We start from the raw sequence: 21,218 nt of genomic DNA, 5'->3' as shown, positions 1-21,218 counted from the left end.
ACGAGCCCGCCTCACGCCGCCCCTTGCACAAGCGCCGGAAACCACACGCTCACCACCAGCCCGCCGCCGCGCGCATCGCCCAACTCGACGCGCGCGCCATGAACCCGCGCGATCTCGCGCACAATCGACAACCCCAACCCGCTGCCCTCCACCGCCTGCGTCGCCTCGCTGCGGTAAAAGCGCTCGAATACCGCGTCGCGTTCGCTCGCGGCAATGCCCGGCCCGTTGTCGATCACCTGAAGCAAGGGCTCGCCGTGCTCGCACGCGACCCGCACGGTAATGACCGAGCCATCGCCCGAATAACGGATCGCGTTGTCGATCAGATTGCCCACCAGTTCGGCAAGCAGATCGGATTGCCCCGTCACGTCGACGCGCGTCTCCTGCTCGAAGCCGAGGTCGATGCCGCGCGAGCGCGCCACCGGCGACCAGTCGAGCGTCACGCTGCGCGCGACCTTGTGCAGCGGCACCGCCGCATGCCTGACCGTGTAGCCGCTGTCCGCATCGAGCCGCGACAGCGACAGCAACTGCTGCACGATACGCACGGCCTGCTGCACCGCGCGATTCAGCCGCCGCAAATGGACGCCGTGACGCCTCGGGCCCGCATTGTTCGCATCGACGCCATCGAGCCCGCGCTGCGCCAGTTCGGACTCCGCCTGAATCACCGCGAGCGGCGTTTTCAACTGATGCGCGGCGTCGTTGAAAAAGCGCCGCCGCGATAACTGCATCTTCTGCGTGCGGCCAATGTACTGATTGATCGAATCGACGAGCGGCGCGACCTCGCTCGGCAAGCCGACGGTATCGAGCGGCGTGGGATCGTCGTCGGCGCGCGCCGCGACTTTCGCCGACAGACGATTGAGCGGCCGCAAGCCGCGCGCGACACCGAGCCACACGATGCCGAGCGCGAGCATCACCAGCAAGCCTTCCTGTTGCAGCGAGCCGGTAAGGATCTCGCGCGCCAGCGCCTGGCGCGCCTCGATCGTTTCGCCGACTCTCACCAGCACCACGCGCGTTTGCGCACTCGGCACGTCGTGCACCGGCAGCCGCAGCATCGCGATGCGCAGCGGCCGGCCGCGGAATACATCGTCATAAAACTGCACGCTGTACGGCTCGGCCGGCACCTTCTTCGTCTCCGGCAGATCGGGATAACCGGTCACCACGCGGCCATGTTCCTCGCGAATCTGATAGTAGATGTTGCCGCCGCCATTCGATTCGAACATCTCGAGCGCGAGATAAGGCAAGTCGACTTCGATGCGTCCATCGCGCAGACGCACGCCGTCGCGAATCGAGCGCAACGAAAATTCGAGCGTGCGATCGAATGCCGCATGTGCCGCGTTCATTGCGCGTTGATAGGTGAGCCAGGCATCCAGCGCGAGCAGCAATAACAGCGGCACCAGCAGCCATAGCGCGACCCGCACGCGCAGATTCGGCCGCGTCATGGCGTCCTGGCTTCGAGCAGATAGCCGAGCCCGCGCAGCGTGACGATGCCGACCGAACTGCGCTCGAGCTTCTTGCGCAAACGGTACACGTAGATTTCGATCGCATCGGCATTCACCGATTCGTCGAGCCCGAAAATTTTCTCCGACAGCGTCTCTTTGTTGATCGCGCGGCCGTTGCGCAAGATCAATACTTCGAGCACCGAACGTTCGCGCGGCGTGAGCGCGAGCGGTTCGCCGTCGAGCGTGAAGCCGCGATCGACGCTGTCGTAAACCAGCGTGCCGCATTGCGCGACCGATGCCTCCTGACCATGACCGCGGCGCAGCAGCGCACGCGCGCGCGCTTCGAGTTCGGTGAGCGCGAAAGGCTTCGCGAGATAGTCGTCGGCGCCGAGATCGAGGCCGCGCACGCGCTCTTCCACCGAACCATGCGCGGTCAAGATGAGCACCGGCACGGCATTGCGCCGCGCGCGCAAACGGCGCAGCACTTCGAGCCCGTCGAGCTTCGGCAAACCGATGTCGAGAATCACGAGCGCGTAGTCTTGCGTGCGCAATACGTGATCGGCAGATTCGCCGTCATGCATGCAGTCGACAGTGAGTTTGGCATTGGTCAGCGCGTCGGTTAGCGAGCGGGAAAGAATCGGATTGTCTTCGACGAGCAGCACACGCATGAACAGAATCCCAGGGAAATCCATGAGGCGAATTCGTTCATTGTGACGCATTTCCCTCGCAAATTGAAAGCGTTCAGAAAGCGCGCGTCTCTTACCATTCGCCTTCACAAAATCAACATGATGTTTTCTGGAGGAAGACGTGCATATCTCTTTAAAGCTTCTCGCCGCCGCTGCCGCATTCGCCGCACATTCGACATGGGCAGCGTTCCCAGCCGGCTATCCGGGCGATTATCAGGCCACTGTCGACGCAGCGAAAAAAGAAGGAAAACTGATCGTCTACTCGGTCACGGACACCGCGCTCGTGCGTCCGCTGATCAAAGACTTCGAAAGCCTGTACGGCGTGAAAGTCGAATACAACGACATGAACAGCACCGAGCTGTACAACCGCTACATCAGCGAAAACGCGGCGAGCAGCACGAGCGCCGACGTGCTGTGGAGCTCGGCCATGGACCTGCAGGTGAAGCTCGTCAACGACGGCCTGATGGCGACTTACGAATCGCCCGAGGCGAAGCAGTTGCCGCAATGGGCGCAGTACCAGAAGCAGGCGTACGGCACGACCTATGAACCGCTCGCGATCGTCTACAACAAGCGCCTTTTGTCCGCGGGCGAAGTGCCGCAGACGCGCGCCGACCTCATCAAGCTGCTGCAATCGAAGCCCGATCAGTTCAAAGGCAAGGTCACGACTTACGACATCGAGAAGTCCGGCGTCGGCTTTAACTATCTGACGCAGGACGCGCGCGTGAACCCGCAGGTCACGTGGGATCTCGTCAAGGCAATGGGCGCGACCGGCCCGAAACTGCAATCGAGCACGGGCGCGATGATGGAGCGCATTTCGTCGGGCGAGAACCTGATCGGCTACAACATTCTCGGCTCGTATGCGCTCACCAAGGCCAAGAAAGATCCCTCCATCGGCTATGTCTATCCGAAGGACTACACGCTGGTGGTGAGCCGCCTCGTCACCATTTCGAAGAAGGCGAAAAGCCCGAACGCCGCGAAGCTGTGGGTCGACTATCTGCTGTCGCAGCGCGGCCAGACCCTGCTCGCGAACCAGGCGAGTTTGTTCTCGATTCGCTCCGACGTGGAAGGCGAAACGTCGATGGCCGGCCTCACGAAGCAGCTCGGCGATTCGTTAAAGCCGATTCCTATCGGCGCGGGCCTGCTGGTTTATCTCGATCAGTCCAAGCGCCTTGAATTCCTCAAGCAATGGCAACAGTCGATCAAGCGCTAAACCCTCGCGCCTGACACAGAGGCGCACACGTTCGCGCCGCCACGCGCGAACGTCTCTGCTTTTTCGTTGAACACCTGCCGATATGCGGCTTTTGCGCCGCAGGGGGACACTCATGCTTTTTACTAGCGCAACCGGGCCTCGCGACGCCGCGCCGCTCGCGGCTGACGACGGCCCCATCGGCGCGTTGCCGCGCGGCCGTCTGCAACCGTTGGCGGGGATGCTGCGCTGGCTCGTCGTCGCCGTGCTGACGGTCGCCGTGGCGCTGCCGCTCGGCTTCATCCTGTTTCAGAGCGTGCTCAATGCGCCTTTCTTCGACGCCAACCGCACGCTCGGCCTCACCGGCTTCGAGTTTATCTTCAGTGATCCTGATTTCTGGTCCGCGCTGAAGAACTCGTTCGTGATCGCGAGCGGCATGCTGTTCATTTCGATTCCGCTCGGCGGCATTCTCGCGTTCCTGATGGTTCGCACCGACCTGCCCGGCCGCCGGTGGCTCGAGCCGTTGCTGCTCACGCCTGTCTTCGTTTCGCCGATGGTGCTCGCGTTCGGCTACGTCGTCGCGGCCGGCCCGGTCGGCTTCTATTCGGTCTGGTGGAAAACGCTGTTCGGCAGCGCCGAAGCGCCGTGGACCGTGTACTCGATTCTTGCGATCACGGTGATCGTCGGCCTCACGCATGTGCCGCACGTGTATCTGTATTCGTCGGCGGCGCTGCGAAATCTCGGCTCGGACGTCGAAGAAGCCGCGCGCGTCGCGGGCGCGCGCCCGTTTCGCGTCGCACTCGACGTGAGCCTGCCGATGACCTTGCCCGCCCTGCTCTTCGCAGGCGTGCTGGTGTTCTTCCTCGGCTTCGAAGTGTTCGGCCTGCCGCTCGTGCTCGGCGATCCCGAAGGCCACCTCGTGCTCGCCACTTATCTGTACAAGCTCACCAACAAGCTCGGCGTGCCGTCGTATCACCTGATGGCCGCGGTCGCGGTGTGCATTGTCGCGATTACGTTTCCGCTCGTGCTGCTGCAACGCAGCCTCCTCAAGCGCGCGAACCGCTTCGTCACCGTGAAAGGCAAGGCCGGACGTCAGACCGTGCTGCCGCTTGGCGCATGGCGTTGGGTCGCGCTCGCGATCGTCGCGCTGTGGCTCTTGTTGACCGTGTTCGTGCCGATCTCGGGCATCACGCTGCGCGCGTTCGTCACGAACTGGGGCGAAGGCGTGAATCTCGCCGACGTGCTCACGCTCGCCAACTTCACCGAACTGTTCGAACAGGACAACCTGGTTCGCGCGATCCTCAACACGCTCGGCATCGGCATATTCGGCGGCGCGCTCGCGGTGGGCTTCTATTCGCTCGTGGCGTTCGCCGGTCATCGCCGCAACGACTGGGCGACGCGCCTGCTCGATTACCTCGTGCTGCTGCCGCGCGCCGTGCCCGGTCTGCTCGCCGGCCTCGCGTTCCTGTGGATCTTTCTCTTCGTGCCGGGCGTGAAAGAGCTGAAGAACTCGATGTGGAGCATCTGGATCGCGTACACGGTCGTCTGGCTCGCGTACGGCATGCGCCTGATTCAAAGCGCGCTGCTGCAAGTCGGCCCCGAACTCGAGGAAGCGGGACGCAGCGTCGGCGGCACGCGTGCGCGCGTGAGCCTCGACGTCACGCTGCCGCTCGTGCGCTTCGGCCTGCTCGCCGCATGGCTACTGATCTTCATGATCTTCGAGCGCGAATATTCGACCGCCGTCTATCTGCTGTCGCCCGGCACCGAAGTGATCGGCGCGCTGCTCGTGTCGCTGTGGGCGACCGGCGCGGTCGATCAGGTCGCGGCGCTTTCTGTCATCAACATCGCGATGGTCGGCGCCGGGCTCGGCGTGGCCCTGCGCTTCGGAGTGAAACTTCATGGATAAGCTCTCGGTCGACAACCTCTTTCTGAGCTATGGCGATAACCCGATTCTCAAGGGCGTGTCGTTCGAACTGAATCCGGGCGAAGTGGTGTGCCTGCTCGGCGCGTCAGGCAGCGGCAAGACGACGCTGCTGCGCGCGGTCGCCGGTCTCGAGCAGCCTTCGTCGGGGCGCATCGAACTCGACGGCAAAGTGTTCTTCGACGGCGCCACGCACGCCGATCTGCCGGTCGAGCAGCGCTCGCTCGGTCTCGTGTTTCAGTCGTATGCGCTGTGGCCGCACCGCACCGTCGCGGAAAACGTCGGCTATGGATTGAAGCTGCGGCGCGTGTCGGCGGCCGAGCAGAAAAAGCGCGTGCAAGGCGCGCTCGATCAACTCGGTCTCGGTCATCTGGCCGCGCGCTATCCGTATCAACTTTCCGGCGGCCAGCAGCAGCGCGTCGCGATTGCGCGCGCGCTCGTCTACAACCCGCCCGTCATTCTGCTCGACGAACCGCTGTCGAATCTCGACGCCAAACTGCGCGAGGAAGCGCGCGCCTGGCTGCGCGAACTGATCGTGTCGCTCGGTCTCTCGGCGCTTTGCGTCACGCACGATCAGACCGAAGCGATGGCGATGTCCGACCGCATCCTGCTGCTGCGCAATGGCCGTATCGAACAGGAAGGCACGCCCGCGGAGCTGTACGGCGAGCCGCGTTCGCTTTACACCGCGGAATTCATGGGCAGCAACAACCGTATCGACGCGCGCGTGGCCGCCATCGACGGGGAGCGCGTGACCTTGGCCGGCGACGGCTGGCAATTGCAGGCGCAAGCGCGCGAAGCGCTGACGGCCGGCCAGCAGGTGCAGGCGGTGATTCGCCTCGAGCGCGTGCAGGTCGCCGACGGTCCGGGCGCGAATCGCCTCGAAGCGGACCTGATCACGTCGATGTATCTCGGCGACCGCTGGGAGTACCTGTTTCATTGCGGCGAGCTGCGTCTGCGCGCATTCGGCAACGTGCCGCGCGCGGCCGGGCGCCACTGGATCGAATTCCCCGCGAACGATTGCTGGGCGTTCGCCCACGCGAGCTGACGCACTCACCCACCGAAGTAAAAAAACCAGCTACAGGAGACTGTCGATGAAGTTGAGCATCAAAAGAACGACCTTCGGCGCGAGCCGCGCAGGCCTCGCGTATTTCGCGGGCTTTGCGGGACTCGCCGCATTCGCGACCGGCGCGCACGCGCAATCGAGCGTGACGTTGTACGGCATCGTCGATGCGGGCGTCGAATACGTGAATCATGCGAGCGCGGACGGCGGCGCAACGCGTCTCGTGTCGGGCGGCAAGAACACGTCGCGCTGGGGTCTGCGCGGCGTCGAGGATCTCGGCGGTGGATTGAAGGCCGTGTTCCAGTTGGAAAGCGGCATCAACATCGCGAATGGCCAGTTCGACGACGGCCCCGGCGCGATCTTCGACCGGCGCGCGACCATCGGCCTGAAGAACCGCTTCGGCCAAATCACGCTCGGCCGCAATTTCACGACCACGTACGACTACATGCTGCAGTTCGACCCGATGGGTTATGCGCCGAACTACTCGTGGGCGACCTCATCCACGGCAACGGGCGGCCGCAAGGACGGACTGTTCTCGCGCTCGGCCAACGCCGTGCGCTACGACGGAACTTTCGCCGGCTTTAAATTCGGCGCGATGTACGGCTTCGGCAATGTGCCCGGCAGCATGAAATCGAGCTCGAAATACGACTTCGGCCTCGGCTACGAGAACGGCCCGTTCGCCGCCGTGGTCACCTTCGACCGTCAGAACGGCGCGAACGACAGCGTCACGCCCGCGGACACCACCAACTACATTCAGGGCATTCATGCCGGCTTGAGTTACGACTTCGGCCCGGTCAAGGCAATGGCCGGCTATCGCAACTATCGGCGCACCTTCCACACGGCCACGCCGACGCTGCGCAGCGACATGTACTGGATCGGCGGTCAATACGAGGTGACGCCGTTCTTCTCGCTGTTCGGCGCTGTTTATCATCAGGACATCAAGAACGCGAGCGACGCCGACCCGACGCTCTTTTCGCTGCGCGGCCAGTACGCGTTGTCGAAGCGCACGGTGCTGTATCTGGCCGGTGGCTATGCGATGGCGAAGCATGGCAACGCCGTCAGCCTGTCGCGCGATCTGACCGGCGCGGCGGATACGCAAGCGGGTGTGACGGCGGGTATTCAACATCGGTTTTGAGCGGCCGAGTTTAGTTCGCGTGTGACATGCGACGCGAATACATGGCGCTCCGCCGCGATCAGCGCATCGTGGCGGAGCAAAAAAAGGCCCGACGCGCGGCCGAGCCTGTAAAAGATGGAAGCGCCAGTGCACGGCGATCATTCGACAAGATATGAAGCCGCTGCACAGACACCACCATCTGCGTGGACTGGTAAAAAGTTTTCCGTCAGGAAGAAGTCCCCGGTAAAGGACTCGAAACGAGAACCGCGGCGACAATAAGCACACCCGCCAGCACGACCGACTCAATCTGAAGTACTCGCGCAAAGCGCCTCAATGCAACGCGCGACTGCATCGCATGCGAGCCCTTCAATGACATGAGTACTTTCGGCATTTCAACGATCCGGTTATGTCCTCCAAGCGCCGCTGCAATCAGCACAAGCGCGAGCTTCAGCACAAGCACCTGCCCGTAAGTCGACGTCCAGAGATTGACGGGACTGCTCACGCCGCGCCAACCGTTGTACGCGCCCGTGATAGCCAGCATCGCGAGCGCAACAGTGGCCGCGTTTGAAAGCGATTGCACGAATGCCGCGCTATTGGGCGCGTCGTCTTCCGGGGCCTTGCCTAACCGCGGCACGACGATACTGGCCGCGACAAGCACGAGGCCGACCCATACGCTGATAGCAAGCACGTGTACCCAGTCGGCCCATACCGGCGGCGAAAAAGTACCGGCATCGACGGGATGTCCCGTATTGCTTCTCGCCAGGGCCGCGCCGGCTGTGGCGAATGCAATGACGACTGCGTATGGCCCGCGCTTATGCACGTTCGCCATCAGAAGCGCAAGAACGACGAGCAGTAGAACGCAGTTCACGAGCCAGGCATGACCGAACCCGGTCTCCTTCAGCATCGATACGACTGCCGGCCCCGCTTCACTCAAAGAGGATTCACTCATTAGCGCGCAGTGAGCCCAGAAAGCCGAAAAGCTCGAAAGCAACGCAACTAATGCCGAAATCCTCATGGTCGTCAGGAGTCGCCGACTGACGCCCGACTGCCATCGCGACGCGCGTCGCGACAACCACATGTCACTCAGCATCGCTCCGATAAGCACGGCAAAGCTCACGTTTTGCAGCGCTACCGATATCAGCCGGACAACGCCGAGGGAGCCTTCGTTCATCACTTCACCGCGAATGTGTAGATGCCTTTTGTCTTGTGCGCGTCATGCGTCATCACAGCCCATTGCACGGTGTACGCACCCGAAGCGAGCTTCGGGATCGCGACGGCCAGTACGCGCGGGTTGGCGGTGTCGACGGTTGCCTTTTCTTTAGTAACGGGCGCGCCGCTCGCATCGGCGACCTTGATCGTGCTGAACGATGATTCGAGGTCCTCGTTGAACGTCAGCCTGAGTAAGTCGGGCGATACATCGACTGTGCTGCCCGCCGCCGGCGTCGCCGTTTCCAGCTTGCCGTGCGCAAGCGCGAGCGCGGGTGAAAGCATGAGTGCAGTGGTTGCCACCGCACCAAAGAACGTTTTTCGCATGTTGGTATTCATGATGCTGCCTCCCGGAATTTAACCAGGGCGCCGTGCGTGCGTCATGGGCGGCGCCCATTGCATGTCACTGCTTTTGCAGGCTCGTCACGGTCAGTGAGCCATCGACTTCTTCGGCGACGAAATCGATCTTGTCGCCGACGTTCACCTGAGACAACATCGCCGGGTCTTTAACCTTGAAAACCATCGTCATGGCTTCCATGCCAAGGTTCTCCAGGGGACCGTGCTTGATGGTGAGTTTGCCCGCGGCGGTATCCACCTTTTTAACTTCGCCATGCGACATGCTTTTGTTCGCGTCCGCGTTCACGTCCGCGCTTTGCTGTGCGCCACTCGCCATGTTCATATTTCCCATATCGCCGGCTGCATAAGCGGTCGCGGAAACCGAAACAGCACAACACATTGCAATGAAAGCCACTACGTTCCTCATACGTTCCCTCAATAGTCAGAGTGATAAAAAATCCGGCCGAGCCCAATGAGCCGGCTTCGGGCTAATTCAGCTTTCCGGCATTTCGCCGGTGTACTCGTACGCCACGGTGCCCTTCGGGTGTTTGAACCAGCCGGGGTCGCGATAATCGTTGCGGCCGAGACCGTCGCGCACTTTCACGACGCTGAACATGCCGCCCATTTCCAGCGGGCCAAATGGTCCCGTTCCCGTCATCATCGGCAGCGTGTTGTCCGGCAGCGGCATTTCCATATTGCCCATCGCGCCGCCCGTCGCGCCCATCGCCATGTAGTCCGGCACCAGCTTGTTAATGCGCTTCGCGAGATCTTTTTGCGGTACGCCGATCAGGTTGGGAACCTGATGCCCCATTGCATTCATCGTGTGATGCGACTTGTGGCAATGAAACGCCCAATCGCCGGGCCGGTTAGCGGTGAACTCGACCGCGCGCATCTGACCGACCGCGACGTCGGCGGTGACTTCGGGCCAACGCGCGGACGGAGGAATCCATCCGCCATCGGTTCCTGCCACCTCGAAGCTGTATCCGTGAAGATGGATCGGATGATTGGTCATCGTCAGATTGCCGAAGCGAATGCGCACCCGGTCGCCGGTGCGAACGGGCAATGGATCGATGCCCGGAAACACACGCGCATTCCACGTCCACATGTTGAAGTCCGTCATTTCGTTCACGCGTGGCGTGAAGCTTCCTGGGTCGATGTCGTAGGCCGACATCAGGAACACGAAGTCGCGGTCGACCGGCATGACGCCGCGATCCTTCGGATGAACGATGAATGTGCCCATCATGCCCATCGCCATCTGCACCATCTCGTCGGCATGCGGGTGATACATGAATGTGCCGTGTTTCTCGAGCTGAAACTCGTAGACGAATGTCTTGCCAGGCGGAATATGCGGTTGCGTCAGACCGCCGACGCCGTCCATTCCGCACGGCAGCAGCATCCCGTGCCAGTGAACGGTCGTGTGTTCCGGCAGCTTGTTGGTCACGAAGATGCGGACCTTGTCGCCTTCCACGGCCTCGATGGTCGGGCCAGGCGCCTGGCCGTTGTAGCCCCACAGATTCGCCTTCATGCCCGACGCCATTTCGCGCATGACCGGCTCGGCGATCAGATGAAACTCCTTCCATCCGTTCTTCATGCGCCACGGCAGCGTCCAGCCATTGAGTGTGGCAACGGGCGTATAAGGCCGGCCATTGGGCGGGACGAGCGGCGGCTGCGTGGCGGTTTTTTGCATCGTTGGCGCTTCTGGAAGCGAAGCCGCGCCCGCCTTGCTGACCAGCGCTGCACCGAGCAGCGCGGCGCCTGAGCCGCCAAGAAAATTTCGACGTGACACCATGTTCATTTACCTTCTGAATTCGTCGGCGACGCCGGTTGAGCTGCGGACATCGCGGCAAGCGGCGGAAGACGGCCACCAAGCGACTGCTGAAGATCCGTCTCGGCAACCCAGTAGTCTTTCAGCGCATCGATATATCCGTTGACGGCCGCGACCTGATCGCGCGAATCGGCGAGCAGTTCGAACACGCTCGCGAGCATGCCGTTGTAGCGCAGCAGCATTTCGTCAGAGATGGTCTTGCGCACGGGCACGACTTCGTCGCGGTAATGCTTCGCGACGTCATAGCTCGTGACGTAAGCGGAATACGACTCGCGCACTTCGGAACGCGCATCGATTGCCGTCTGTGCAAGCCGGTTAGCCGATTGCATATAGATGGCTTCGGCGCGCGCGGTCTTTGCACTGCCCCAATCGAAGAGCGGAATCTCGACGCTGATTTCGTAGCCGCGCTCATGTCCCTTGTCGGTCTCGAAGTTGTTGAGATAACCGACGTCGAGTGCATTGACGAAGCGCGTTGCTTTCGTCAGTCCCAGAGAACTGGCAACGCTTTCCGTTCTCAGCTTCGCGGCCTGAATGTCCAGCCGATTTCGCATCGCAAAGCTCTCGAGATCGTCGAGTTGCGGCTTTTCCTTTGGCAGTTCCGGCAGACGGTCGGGCAGTTCGAATTGCGTTCCCGAACCCCATAAGCCGATCGCGCGCGTGAGCTTCTCGCGCGCCATGACTGATTGCTGCCGGGCCTTTGCGAGTTGCGCGACGGACTCCGCATAAAAGGCCTGCTCGCGCGCGTAGTCGAGTCTGCTGAAGTTGCCCGCCTGGCGCATGCGCAGCGCGAGTTCCGCGCCGGCTTCGGCCGAGTCCTTGACCTGCTCCGCGTAGAGCGCAGCCTGTTGCGCAGCCACCGCGTTCACATAAGCCTTGCGGGCGTCGGCGGCCACGGCAAGCATCGCATTGGCCGTCTCGAGCTTCGTCTGCTCGAACCGCCGGCCTTCGACGCGTGTCGCCAAAGGCAGCGTAAGCAGACCGAGCACGCCCATCGAGAAAGTACGGCTAATGCCGAATCCATCGCTCCAGTGCGTTCTGCTGAACGTGAAGCCTGGATTCGGCAGACGGCCCGCCTGCACGAGGTCGGCCTCCGAGACGCCCAGTTCTCCGTAAGCCGCCTGAAGTCCGCGGTTGTTCAGCAACGCGAGTTGCACCGCGTCGTCCATGTCGAGCGGCTTTGACAGCAGTTCCCGCGTGCGCTTGAAAACGGCTTCGCGGTCTTCGTCGGTCTTCACATAGACCGCGTCCTTGCCGAGCCGCTGCGATGCAGTCGTCGATACGGCGCCGAAGCCGCCGTCGTTTGAAAACGTTGTGCAGCCGGCGAGCAGCACTGCCGCGACGGCGATGCACGCGACGCGGGTCTGCGCGAGGTGACGCATCATTTGGAGTCGCCTCCATGCTCGGAACCGCTTTCGCCGGCCGATGCCGCATTCGCGTGCTGCCCGTGTTTCGCGTGTTTCGCACCAGTCGCTGCCCGGCTCGGTGCGACTTCGCGATTGAGCTGTTGCCAGCTCGGCGCTTCTCCATCGTGCCAGGGCTTGTAACCGTCGAATGCCGACGACGTTGCAGGCGGCGGCACCGACGCTCCCGCATCGGCCGGGTCCGGCAAGGTCGTCGCGGCGTGCGCGAGCAGCGGCAACGCCGCGGCCGCGCCAAGCAGCGCCACAGAAATTTTTCGCATGAGTTGTTCTCGTCGTGAATCATCCGGAGGCCGGTTGCCGGTCTCCAGGAACATGCCTCTGCAGCGAACGGCTGCGAGGGCGCGGACTAGACGAGAATCGAGCGCGGAGGTCGTTCAATGCCGCCCGTCAGGAACGACACGACGGGCGCGGAAGAAGACGGGGACAAGAAGACGTGAGCGGTTTCAGCCGTGGGCGGCAGGATCGGCACGAACAGCATGACTGCACCGGAACAGCACGATGCGCAGGTTGCGCACGCGTGCGCTTGATGACCATCGTGGTGATGATCGCCGCTTGCGTGAAGATGCTCTGCACCGGACATGGCTGCATGATGCTCGCCGCCTTCCGGCGCAACATGCGCACTATGATGATGCGCCTGGCCGACGCCACATTTCATCGCGACGGCCGCGAACGACTGAGCCGGAAGGCTCAGTGCAAGCAGAACGACGATGAAGAGTTTGCGCCAGTAGTACATGGGGCCGGAGTCTAGCACGCGATTTTGGGCGGTTGTAAGCTGAAACGTGTCAACGCGTAACGGCACGGCCGACGCTCAGGACCAAAGCTTACTGCGGGCCTTCTGACGCCGCGATGGCCACGAGATGACTGATTTTTCATGCTCGCGAAGATGAAAAAAATGTCATGCTCCCGTCATCTCACGACTGCCGAGCCATGTCTAAGCTGACCACACTCCCTCCTTCCGCGAAAAGATGAACCGTCGACCGATGCGCATACTCATTATCGAAGACGAGCCGAAGATGGCCGCCTATCTCAGGAAGGGACTGGTTGAGGCCAGCTTTACGGTGGACACTGCCGACAACGGCGTCAACGGTCTGTTCCTCGCGTTGCACGAGGAATTCGATCTGATCGTACTCGACGTGATGCTTCCCGGAATAGACGGCTTCGAGTTGCTTCGGCGGCTGCGTAAGGAGAAGCAGACGCCGGTTCTTCTGCTGACCGCGCGCGACACGGTCGCGGACAAAGTCGAAGGTCTCGAGTTGGGCGCGGACGACTATCTGTCGAAGCCTTTCGCCTACGCCGAGTTCCTCGCCCGAATCCGTTCGCTGCTGCGGCGGGCGCCGCGCGCGGTCAAGGACGTGCTGCGCATCGCCGACATGGAAGTGGACTTCATCAAGCGCCGGGTGAAGCGCGGCGATCTGCGCATTGACCTCACGGCGCAGGAGTTCTCGCTATTGCAATTGTTAGCCGAAAGGCAGGGCGAAGTACTGACGCGCACCTTCATCACGTCGCAGATCTGGGACATGAATTTCGACAGCGATACCAACGTGGTCGATGCCGCCGTCAAACGCCTGCGTGCAAAAATCGACAACTCGTTCGAGACGAAGCTGTTGCACACGGTCCGCGGAATGGGCTATGTACTCGAGGACCGTTCGTGACCGCGAGAAAGGCTCCCTACTCGCTTCTCAAGCGATTGACCGCTGCATTCGCGGTAGCGGCGCTTGTCGTATTTGCGCTCATGGGTGCATTCCTTTATCGCTCGCTGTCGCAGGAATTGCAGCGGCGCGACGACATTGAGATCATCGGCAAGCTCGCCCAGTTTCAGCAGCTCGTGCGCGATGCCGGATCGATCGACGCCGTTAAAGCGGCGCCGGCAATTTTCCATGAAGTGCTGCTGTCGCATCCCGGCGTCTATCTCGGCATTTTCGACGCGCAGAATCGCGTGCTGGTAGAGCACGTTGGCCAGGAACATCTTGATCTTGCGGCTGCGTTTTCCGGCAAGCACGCTGGCGGCAGTCCGTTCACCTGCGAGATCGCGTCGATAGGTTCATCGCGTTGCATCTTCTCCGCGGCAACGCTGCCGTCGCATGAAACCGTGCGTGTGGTGCTGGTGCGCGCCGCCTCCGACCGGCAATCGCTTCTCAAGAGCTATCGCGTCGACGTGCTGATTGCCGTCGCGCTCGGTGCTGCTCTCGTGGGCACGGTCGGCTATGCCGTCACGCGGCGAGGACTTTCGCCGGTAAAAAGCATCGGCCGTCAGACTTCGCGCATCGAGGCTCACAACCTGAGCGAGCGGCTCGATATACACGGCGGACCCATCGAGCTTCAGGCTATTGCGCTGTCGGTCAACCGGATGCTCGACCGGCTGGAACGCGCATTCGTGCATCTGTCGCAGTTCTCATCCGACCTCGCACACGACATGCGAACACCGCTCGCCAATGTCATCAGTTCATCGCAGGTCACACTGTCTCGCACGAGAACCATCGACGAATACGAAGCACTGATCGACTCCAACATCGAAGAGTGCGAGCGGCTTCAGCGGATGATCGAGAACATGCTGTTTCTCGCGCGCAATGAAAACGCGCAGCAGCTTATTCATGTGGTCAAACTGGACGCAACGAGCGAATTGAGTAGGCTCGCATCGTATTTTCAGGGCCTCGCGGAAGAAGCCGGCGTGAATCTCGCCGTGAATGGAAATGCACAACTATCCGCGGATGCGACGCTGTTCCGGCGCGCTGTCAGCAACCTGATGTCCAACGCACTCGACCATGCTTTTGCGGGCTCTTGCGTCGAGTTGCGCTCGTTCGAATCGCCGAAGTACTCGGTCGTCGAAGTAACCAACCGGGGGCATGCGATTGCGCCCGAACACGTCGAGCGGATTTTCGAACGTTTCTATCGCGTCGACGCGTCGCGGCATCGTTCAGCCCGAAATGCGGGTCTCGGCCTTGCTATCGTCAAATCGATCATGGAATTGCATCGTGGCAAAGTCGAGGTCGCGAGCAATGACGAGCGCACCACTTTCACGTTGTACTTTCCGCGTCCGGTCGACGTATAGCCAGTTCAGGAGTTTTCCAAGCAGGAGGTTGCGATGCAGATAGTTACTGCTCTCGGTCACGCGCTATGGATGGCTTTCACCATGCTATGGCAAATCTTCTGGGGCCTCAGTCTCGGCTTTCTCTTCTCTGCCGTGATTGAAGTCATCGTCTCCAAGTCGGAGATGTCGAAGCTTCTGCCCGATTCATCGGCCAAAACGCTGACCGTCTCCGCGCTGTTAGGCGCCGCGTCGTCCTCGTGTTCTTATGCGGCAGTTGCGATGGCCCGCTCTATTGTGCGCAAGGGCGGCGACTTTACCGCCGCAATGGCGTTCCAGTTCGCCGCAACCAATCTGGTGCTTGAACTCGGCGTTTTGATGTGGGTGCTCATTTCGTGGCAGTTCGCCACCGCTGAGTTTATCGGCGGCCCGATCATGATCGTCGTTATGGTGCTCTTCTTCCGTTTCTTTCTCAAAGACTCGCTCAAGCGCGACGCGATCGAGCAGGCGGACAAAGGTATTGCCGGCAGTATGGAAGGCCATGCGGCGATGTCGATGAGCGAACAGCAAGGCACCTGGAAAGAACGCCTGTCGTCCAGAGAGGGATGGATAGCGATCAGTCACAGCTATGCGATGAACTGGGCGATGTTGTGGCGCGACATCGGCGTTGGCTTACTCGTCGCGGGAGCTTTGGGCGCATGGGTGCCCGACAGCTTCTGGCAGAAGTTCTTTCTCGTCAGCCATCCAACGGCCGCGATGATCTGGGGCGCGTTTGTCGGGCCACTCATTGCCGTCGCGTCGTTCACCTGTTCCGTAGGCAATGTGCCGCTTGCAGCAGTACTGTGGAATGGAGGCATCAGTTTCGGCGGCGTCGCCTCGTTTATTTTTGGCGATCTCATCATCCTGCCCATTCTGAATATCTACAGAAAGTACTATGGCGGGCGAATGACCGCTTTTCTCGCCGTGACGTTCTACCTTGCGATGGTGTCGGCGGCACTCGTTGTGGAAGGACTGTTCCAGGCGCTAGGCTGGGTTCCGCACGAGCGGCATACGGCTGTCGGGGATGCAGCGATTACCTTCAACTATACGACCGTACTGAATATCGTCTTTGGGATTGTGGCTGTCATTTTGACGGTGATCTTTTTTAAAACCGGCGGGCCAGAGATGATGCGCATGATGGAGGGCGGTGAGCACCATCATGCGGACCATTACGGCCATCAGCACCATCACGGTCGCTCGGAATGACCTTCAGAGAGCGCCCAGCGGGGCGTTCTCTGCTCTGATTCACGAATCTATCGCGTCGTGCTCGACCGCTCTAGAAATTGAAGTTGTCGATATTGCCGGCATCGAATGTAGTCGGCGGTCCGAGAATGATCTCGCCTTGCGGGCCGATGGTGCGCTTGCCGAGTTTGCCCGCATCGAAAGACTCGCCCTCCTTGCCGCTGATCGTGCCCGACGCGAGCGCCGCGGCCGCATAGCCGGCGAGGTAACCCAACTGGTTCGGGTCCCACAACTGGAATGCCTTCACCGTGCCGTTCTTCACGAACGCGCGCATCTGGTTCGGCGTGCCGAGCCCTGTCACCGCCACCTTGCCCTTGCTTGACGACGACGAGATATAACGCGCCGCCGCAGCGATGCCCACCGTGGTCGGCGCAACGATCGCCTTCAGGTTCGGATACGCCTGCAACAAACCCTGCGTTTCGACGAACGACTTCTGGTCGTCGTCGTTGCCGTACGCGATCTTGACGAGCTTGATCTTCGAATACTCGGGCTTCTTCAGTTCCTCCTGCATCCACTTGATCCACGTATTCTGATTGGTCGCATTCGGCGTGGCCGACAGCACCGCGAATTCGCCCTCACCGCCTATCAGCTTCGACACGAGTTGAATCTGGCCGCGGCCGATGCCTTCCGCGTTCGCCTGATTGACGAACAATTGACGACCTTCAGGCGCCGTGTCCGAATCGAACGTGACGACTTTGATGCCTTGCGACATCGCCTTCTTCAGATACGGGACGACCGCGTTTGCGTCGTTGGCGGCGATCACAATCGCGTCCTGACGCTGCGTGATCAGCGTATTGATGTATTGCACCTGCGACGACGCGCCCGCATCCGACGGACCCACCACCTTGCCCACGCCGCCGAACTCCTTGATCGCGGCGAGGCCGCCGTCGTCGGCGATCACTTCATACGGGTTGTTGATCTGCTTCGGCAGGAACGCTATTTTCAGGCCGCTTTTCAGGCCCGCGGCGGGCGCCGCGCAACTGATCGCGAGCAACGCGATGCACAGCGCGGCCGCGCCGGTGTGACGAAGAGGTTTGAACATGAAGTGTCTCCTGCTTGTTGTTGGACGTGGTGATGTCCGGGTTTGGTGGTCAAGCAATGGTCACGTTACGGGGAAGAAACCGACTTCGCGATGAACCGCCGGTCGCGTGCCGCGCGCCAGCGTGCAACCAGATTCGGTATCAGCACCGACGCAAGCAGCAGCACGCCGGTGACGATGGTGAGCGTCTCGCTGGACACGTCGTCGAGCGTCAACGCGTTTTTCAGCACGCCGATCATCAGCAGCGACAGCAGCACGCCGATCATCGAGCCGCGTCCGCCGAAAATGCTCACGCCGCCGAACAGCACGGCGGCAATCACCGACAACTCGAAGCCTTCGCCGTTATCGCCGCGCGCGCTCGTGAAGCGCAGCGTGTAGACCACACCGGCCAGCGCGCTCATCAAACCCGACAGCACGAAAAGACGCAGCCTGATCTTCGCGACCTCGATGCCGGAGAACGCGGCCGCGGTCGGATTCGCGCCGATCGCATAGAGGCTGCGGCCAAACGCGGTAGCCTGCAGCAGCACCGTAAACAGCACGGCGCCGACGATCACGATCGCGAAAGGCAACGGGATGAAACTCGCGCCGAGCGTGTCCATGCCGAACGCGGTGTAAGCAGGCGGAAAATCGGCGACGGCCTGATCGCCGAGCAGCACATACGCGAGCCCGCGAAACAGCGCGAGCGTGCCGATCGTGACCGCGAGCGACGGCAGGTTCAGCTTCACGATCACGAGGCCATTGAGCAGCCCGGCGACCGCGCCCGCGACCAGCACGAGCGCGATCACGACCGGCATCGGCAAGCCCATGTGCCACAGCACGCCCATCAATGCGCTCGATGCACCGAGCACCGAGGCCACCGACAAGTCGATTTCAGCGGCGACGATAATCAGCGTCATCGGCAGCGCCATCAACGCGATCTCGGTGAGATCGGCCAGCACGTTGCTCAGATTTGCGCCGGTCAGGAACACGGGCGACAGCATGCGTCCCAGTGCAAGCGACAGTATCAGCACGATCACCAGCAGCGCTTCCCATTGCAGCGGCGTTTCGCGTTTGCGCGTGAGCAGCGCGGAATCGGGTTTAGCCATGATCGCGTTTCCTCATCATGCGTTTGGCGACGGAGCGGGCCAGCAAGGTATCGGCGGTAATCGCGGCGACGATCAGCGCGCCTTCGATCGCCTGCTCCCAGAACGGCGAAACGTGCAGCACGACAAGCGCAATGCTGATCACGCCGAGCACGAGCGCGCCGAGCGTTGCACCGAGTATGGTGCCGACGCCGCCTGTAATCGCCACGCTGCCGACCACGGCCGCCGCCACCACTTGCAGCTCGATGCCCTTCGCGGTGCTCGCATCGACGGTGCCGAAGCGCGCGAGCCACAATGCGCCCGCAAAGCCGGCAATCGCGCCGGACAGCAGAAAGCCCGCCATCACGCGCCGCTCGACATTCACACCGGCAAGACGCGCCGCTTCAGGATTCGAGCCGATCGCATAGTGCTCGCGTCCGCCGCGAAACTGCTTGAGGTAGATCGCGAGCGCGAGCAGCACGACGGCGGCGATCAGTGCGAGCGTCGGTATGCCAAAGAAAGTGCCTGTGGCAAGGCGCGAATACGCTTCGGGCAAGCTCGTTGCGTTGATCTGTCCGCCATGCACCCACGCATAATCGGCGCCGCGAAAAATGTACAGCGTGGAGAGCGTCGCGACGAGCGACGGCACGCGGCCCACCGCCACGAGCAACGCGTTAATGCCGCCCGCGACGAGGCCAATCGCGAGTCCCGCCGCGAGCGCGACGATTACCGGCATCTGCGGAAACGCAACGTAGAGGCTGCCCACTGCATACGCGCTGATGCCGACCGTCGAGCCCACCGACAGGTCGATATGACGCATCAGGATCACCACGGTCATGCCCGCGGTCAACAGGCTGATGATCGACACGTTGAGCAGCACGTCACGCAGATTCTGCAAGTTCAGGAACTGCGGCCTCGCGAGCGCGGTGCCCACGATCAGCAGAATCAGCACGACGAAGAGTGTCGTCTCCCGGCTCTTCGCGAGGCTCGCAGCGAAGCCGCCTGGCGTACTCGCGGAGCGCTTCGAAGATGGCGGCGGCGTCTGCACCGGCGCGGCATGAGTCGATGAGTGGCGCATCATGCGGCCCGTCCCAGCGGTGGAATCGGTTGTCCGAGTGCCGCGGCCATGATGCGTTCCTCGTCGGCCTCGGCGCGCGCGATCTCAGCGCTGATGCGTCCTTCGTGCATCACCAGCACGCGGTCGGCCATGCCGAGTACTTCAGGCAATTCGCTCGAAATCATCAGCACGGCCATGCCGTCCTGCACGAGTTCGGCGAGCGCGCCATACACCTCGGCTTTTGCGCCGACGTCGATACCGCGCGTGGGTTCGTCGATGATCAGCACTTTCGGGCCCGTTGCCAGCCACTTGCCGAGCACCACCTTCTGCTGATTGCCGCCCGATAACGTGCCCACTGGCGCATGCGGATCGCCCGCTTTCAGACGCAGCCGCGTGCCCCATTTGTTCGCAAGCTGCGTCTCGCTGCGCGTCGTGATCAGGCCGTGTCTGACGAGCCTGCCGAGCACCGTCATCGACGCATTGCGCGCGATGCTCAGCTCCAGCGCGAGCCCTTGCTGGCGTCTGTCTTCGGGCACGAGCGCGAGTCCCGCGCGCACCGCGGCCGCTGCGTTGCCCGCGGCAAGGCGCTTGCCGCCGACCAGGATTTCGCCGGCATCCAGCGGATCGATACCGAAGATCGCGCGCGCGACTTCGCTGCGCCCCGCACCGACGAGACCCGCGAGCGCGACGATCTCGCCTGCGCGGACATCGAACGAAATGTCCTTGAAAACGCCGACGCGCGTGAGACCGCGAACCGACAGACGCACTTCGCCGGGCGGCCGCTCCGCTTTCGGATAGAACGTCTCCAGATCGCGGCCGACCATTTTTGCCACGATGGCGTCGGTGTTCAGATCAGCGGTGAGGCCGTCGAACACCTTCGCGCCGTCGCGCATGATGGTGACGCGCTGCGTCAGCGCGAAGACCTCGTCGAGCCGGTGCGTGATGAAAAGAATCGCCACGTCCCGCTCGCGCAGCTTGCGCACGATCGCAAAGAGCCGTTCGACTTCGGGCAGCGACAACGCGGCGGTCGGTTCGTCCATGATCAGCACGTTCGCGTTCAGCGACAACGCCTTGGCAATTTCAATCACCTGCTGATCCGCAATCGACAAACCGCGCACCAGTTGATCGGCACGCAGATCGACGCCGAGCGACGCGAGCAGGCCGTCCACTTCGCGGCGCATCGCGTCGTACTGAATGCGGCCGATGCGGTCCACGGGCTGCCGTCCCATGAAGATGTTTTCCGCAATCGACAGGTCGAAGAACAGCGTCGGCTCCTGGTAGATCACGGCGAGTCCGGCATCGCGTGCTTCGGCGGGCGTCGCAAAGCGGCGCGGCGTGCCATCGACGAGCATCTCGCCGCTATCCGGCTGATGCACGCCCGCGAGAATCTTCACGAGCGTCGACTTGCCCGCGCCGTTCTCGCCGAGCAGCGCATGCACTTCGCCGGGCCACAGCACGAGATCGCCGTCGGACAGTGCGCGCACGCGCCCGAACGATTTGCTCGCATGCCGCAATTCGAGCCTCGGCTGAGCGGTTGAGGGTTGCTGCACTGCGTGTCTCCTTC

The 21,218-nt window shown here is 62.1% G+C and carries 20 protein-coding genes; 8 read left to right on the top strand and 12 right to left on the bottom strand.

Features of this window, described 5'->3' with window-relative positions; all coding sequences use genetic code 11:
- Positions 1-11: 11 nt before the first annotated feature.
- Together CUJ91_RS22025 and CUJ91_RS22020 are read right to left on the bottom strand one after the other, a co-directional pair.
- Positions 12-1,436: a sensor histidine kinase gene (locus CUJ91_RS22025; RefSeq protein WP_114157127.1), complete on the bottom strand. Its 1,425-nt coding sequence runs from the start codon at positions 1,434-1,436 to the stop codon at positions 12-14.
- On the bottom strand, positions 1,433-2,128 hold the full coding sequence (locus CUJ91_RS22020) for a response regulator (protein ID WP_006046708.1): 696 nt from the start codon (positions 2,126-2,128) through the stop codon (positions 1,433-1,435). The genes CUJ91_RS22025 and CUJ91_RS22020 overlap by 4 nt, the downstream gene beginning before the upstream one ends.
- A gap of 115 nt (positions 2,129-2,243) precedes the next feature.
- On the opposite strand from CUJ91_RS22020, the gene CUJ91_RS22015 reads away from it, so the two are divergent.
- From CUJ91_RS22015 to CUJ91_RS22000, 4 genes are all read left to right on the top strand, one after another.
- A complete protein-coding gene (locus CUJ91_RS22015) occupies positions 2,244-3,332 on the top strand; it encodes an ABC transporter substrate-binding protein (protein WP_006046707.1) in 1,089 nt (362 codons plus the stop codon).
- 112 nt (positions 3,333-3,444) lie between these two features.
- Positions 3,445-5,214 carry an ABC transporter permease gene (locus CUJ91_RS22010; protein ID WP_053859265.1) on the top strand — a complete coding sequence of 590 codons (1,770 nt, stop codon included), beginning with the start codon at positions 3,445-3,447 and terminating at the stop codon, positions 5,212-5,214.
- Entirely contained in the window at positions 5,207-6,274 is a 1,068-nt protein-coding gene (locus CUJ91_RS22005) for an ABC transporter ATP-binding protein (RefSeq protein ID WP_006046705.1), read from the top strand. The genes CUJ91_RS22010 and CUJ91_RS22005 overlap by 8 nt, the downstream gene beginning before the upstream one ends.
- Before the next feature lie 46 nt (positions 6,275-6,320).
- Positions 6,321-7,424, top strand: a complete 1,104-nt coding sequence (locus CUJ91_RS22000) for a porin (protein ID WP_161966591.1) — start codon at positions 6,321-6,323, stop codon at positions 7,422-7,424.
- 205 nt (positions 7,425-7,629) lie between these two features.
- Here the strand turns inward: CUJ91_RS22000 and CUJ91_RS21995 are convergent, their stop codons facing one another.
- From CUJ91_RS21995 to CUJ91_RS21970, 6 genes are all read right to left on the bottom strand, one after another.
- Positions 7,630-8,574: a copper resistance D family protein gene (locus tag CUJ91_RS21995; protein ID WP_114157126.1), complete on the bottom strand. Its 945-nt coding sequence runs from the start codon at positions 8,572-8,574 to the stop codon at positions 7,630-7,632.
- Positions 8,574-8,948, bottom strand: coding sequence for a copper homeostasis periplasmic binding protein CopC (copC, locus tag CUJ91_RS21990; protein WP_114157125.1), 375 nt, complete (start codon positions 8,946-8,948; stop codon positions 8,574-8,576). Before copC ends, CUJ91_RS21995 begins: the two co-directional genes overlap by 1 nt.
- Before the next feature lie 64 nt (positions 8,949-9,012).
- Positions 9,013-9,372: a copper-binding protein gene (locus CUJ91_RS21985; RefSeq protein ID WP_114157124.1), complete on the bottom strand. Its 360-nt coding sequence runs from the start codon at positions 9,370-9,372 to the stop codon at positions 9,013-9,015.
- 66 nt (positions 9,373-9,438) lie between these two features.
- Positions 9,439-10,734, bottom strand: coding sequence for a copper oxidase (locus CUJ91_RS21980; RefSeq protein WP_114157123.1), 1,296 nt, complete (start codon positions 10,732-10,734; stop codon positions 9,439-9,441).
- Positions 10,735-10,736: 2 nt separating this feature from the next.
- Positions 10,737-12,152 carry a TolC family protein gene (locus CUJ91_RS21975; RefSeq protein WP_114157122.1) on the bottom strand — a complete coding sequence of 472 codons (1,416 nt, stop codon included), beginning with the start codon at positions 12,150-12,152 and terminating at the stop codon, positions 10,737-10,739.
- Positions 12,149-12,451 carry a hypothetical protein gene (locus CUJ91_RS21970; RefSeq protein WP_114157121.1) on the bottom strand — a complete coding sequence of 101 codons (303 nt, stop codon included), beginning with the start codon at positions 12,449-12,451 and terminating at the stop codon, positions 12,149-12,151. Before CUJ91_RS21970 ends, CUJ91_RS21975 begins: the two co-directional genes overlap by 4 nt.
- A gap of 263 nt (positions 12,452-12,714) precedes the next feature.
- Between CUJ91_RS21970 and CUJ91_RS34185 the strand changes: the two genes are divergently transcribed.
- From CUJ91_RS34185 to CUJ91_RS21950, 4 genes are all read left to right on the top strand, one after another.
- Positions 12,715-12,939 carry a hypothetical protein gene (locus CUJ91_RS34185; RefSeq protein WP_157140563.1) on the top strand — a complete coding sequence of 75 codons (225 nt, stop codon included), beginning with the start codon at positions 12,715-12,717 and terminating at the stop codon, positions 12,937-12,939.
- A 232-nt stretch (positions 12,940-13,171) separates the two neighbouring features.
- On the top strand, positions 13,172-13,843 hold the full coding sequence (locus CUJ91_RS21960) for a heavy metal response regulator transcription factor (RefSeq protein ID WP_006046695.1): 672 nt from the start codon (positions 13,172-13,174) through the stop codon (positions 13,841-13,843).
- Positions 13,840-15,240, top strand: a complete 1,401-nt coding sequence (locus CUJ91_RS21955; protein WP_114157119.1) for a heavy metal sensor histidine kinase — start codon at positions 13,840-13,842, stop codon at positions 15,238-15,240. The genes CUJ91_RS21960 and CUJ91_RS21955 overlap by 4 nt, the downstream gene beginning before the upstream one ends.
- Positions 15,241-15,273: 33 nt before the next feature.
- Positions 15,274-16,461 carry a permease gene (locus CUJ91_RS21950; RefSeq protein ID WP_114157118.1) on the top strand — a complete coding sequence of 396 codons (1,188 nt, stop codon included), beginning with the start codon at positions 15,274-15,276 and terminating at the stop codon, positions 16,459-16,461.
- A 70-nt stretch (positions 16,462-16,531) separates the two neighbouring features.
- Here the strand turns inward: CUJ91_RS21950 and rhaS are convergent, their stop codons facing one another.
- From rhaS to CUJ91_RS21930, 4 genes are all read right to left on the bottom strand, one after another.
- Entirely contained in the window at positions 16,532-17,539 is a 1,008-nt protein-coding gene (rhaS, locus tag CUJ91_RS21945) for a rhamnose ABC transporter substrate-binding protein (protein WP_053859273.1), read from the bottom strand.
- 65 nt (positions 17,540-17,604) lie between these two features.
- Positions 17,605-18,621: an ABC transporter permease gene (locus tag CUJ91_RS21940; protein ID WP_114157117.1), complete on the bottom strand. Its 1,017-nt coding sequence runs from the start codon at positions 18,619-18,621 to the stop codon at positions 17,605-17,607.
- Entirely contained in the window at positions 18,614-19,678 is a 1,065-nt protein-coding gene (locus CUJ91_RS21935; protein ID WP_006046690.1) for an ABC transporter permease, read from the bottom strand. The genes CUJ91_RS21940 and CUJ91_RS21935 overlap by 8 nt, the downstream gene beginning before the upstream one ends.
- Positions 19,675-21,204: a sugar ABC transporter ATP-binding protein gene (locus CUJ91_RS21930; RefSeq protein WP_107707457.1), complete on the bottom strand. Its 1,530-nt coding sequence runs from the start codon at positions 21,202-21,204 to the stop codon at positions 19,675-19,677. Before CUJ91_RS21930 ends, CUJ91_RS21935 begins: the two co-directional genes overlap by 4 nt.
- Positions 21,205-21,218 lie beyond the last annotated feature (14 nt).

The organism is Paraburkholderia graminis, assembly GCF_003330785.1.
GTDB lineage: Bacteria > Pseudomonadota > Gammaproteobacteria > Burkholderiales > Burkholderiaceae > Paraburkholderia > Paraburkholderia graminis.
The sequence above is the reverse complement of the archived record's forward strand: the minus strand, read 5'-3'. Positions and strand labels throughout refer to the sequence as shown.